General features: G+C 49.3%; 1 protein-coding gene. It reads left to right on the top strand.

Going from position 1 to position 582, the window contains the following annotated elements; translation table 11 throughout:
- Nucleotides 1–582, top strand: a 582-nt coding sequence (locus R7040_RS28395) for an NAD(P)/FAD-dependent oxidoreductase (protein ID WP_318097879.1), incomplete at both ends; no start/stop codon positions are given.

Here is a 582-nt window from a genome sequence, read left to right as displayed (position 1 = left end):
TGATGTTGTCGTGATCGAAAAAGCGACGTTCCCTCGTTTCTCAATTGGCGAAAGCTTACTTCCAGCTTGTATGGAGGTGGTTGAACTTGCCGGAATGACAGAGGCGGTGAAGCAGCATGGCTTCCAATTCAAAGATGGTGCGGCGTTCCGTCGTAACGGGGTCTACACCCACTTTGACTTCACCGACAAATTTACCGCAGGGCCAGGCACCACATTTCAGGTTCAACGCGCCAGCTTTGATAAAGTGCTCGCTGACAACGCCGCAGAGCAGGGCGTCGATATTCGTTATCAACATGAGCTGGTTAGCTTGGCGTTTGAAGGCAAAAAATCGCGCTTAGAAGTGGTTGGGCCCGATAAGCAGGCGTATCAAATCGAAGCCGATTTTGTTTTGGATGCGAGTGGTTTTGGCCGAGTGCTGCCGCGTTTGCTGGATCTGGAAGAACCTTCTTGCCTTCCACCAAGAAAAGCGATCTTTACGCATATCGAAGATCATATTTCACCACAAGAGCCAGAGTACGATCGCAACAAAATTCTGATTTCAGTCCATCCTGAAAATCACGACGTATGGTACTGGCTAATTCC

The organism is Vibrio sp. 1069 (genome assembly GCF_033340555.1).
Note: the sequence above shows the minus strand (reverse complement) of the source record. Positions and strands in the feature narration are given on the sequence as shown.